This is a genomic window from Streptomyces sp. SID13726 (genome assembly GCF_010548375.1).
GTDB lineage: Bacteria > Actinomycetota > Actinomycetes > Streptomycetales > Streptomycetaceae > Streptomyces.
Genome location: NZ_JAAGLY010000116.1, coordinates 1 through 689, shown reverse-complemented (window position 1 = coordinate 689; position 689 = coordinate 1). Strand labels below are relative to the sequence as shown.

The 689-nt window shown below is 70.7% G+C and carries 1 protein-coding gene; it reads right to left on the bottom strand.

The window, feature by feature from the left end:
* Positions 1 to 689, bottom strand: a 689-nt coding sequence (locus G3I78_RS46650; RefSeq protein ID WP_164436665.1) for an MFS transporter, incomplete at both ends; no start/stop codon positions are given.

Sequence of the window (689 nt, the reverse complement as noted above, 5' to 3'; positions counted from 1 at the left end):
GCGAGGATCGACCCGAGGATCCCGTACTCCCCCGGTCCCTTGCCGAACTCGACCTTGGCCATCATCGCGGACGTGAGCTGGAAGTTGAGCCCGAACGTCGACACGACGCCGACGACGACCATGATGACGATGATGTCGGTGCGCTTGCGGACGTACCGGATGCCCTCGCGGATCTGCCCCTTCTCGCGCGGGGCGCTGGGCAGGACGTGGAGCTCGCGCGTCCGCATGTACATCAGCGCGAGGATCGTCGCCCCGAACGTCACGCCGTTGAGGATGAAGAGCCAGCCCGAGCCGACGGCCGCGATGAGCAGACCGGCGACGCCCGGCCCCACGAGGCGCGCGGCGTTGAACGACGCGCTGTTGAGCCCGACGGCGTTGGACAGCTTGTCGGCGGGGACCATCTCGGCGACGAACGTCTGGCGCACCGGGTTGTCGAACGCGGTGACGACGCCGAGGAGCCCGGCGAACACGTAGACGTGCCAGAGCTCGACGCGCCCGGACGGGACGAGGGCACCGAGGCCGAGGGCGAGCACACCCATCGCGCCCTGCGTGGCCATGAGGAGCCGGCGGCGCGGGAGCCGGTCGGCGAGCAGGCCCGCCCACGCGGACAGGGCGAGCACGGGCGCGAACTGCAGCGCTGTCACGACGCCGACGGCGATGCCGGAGTTGACGGTGAGGACGGTGAGGAC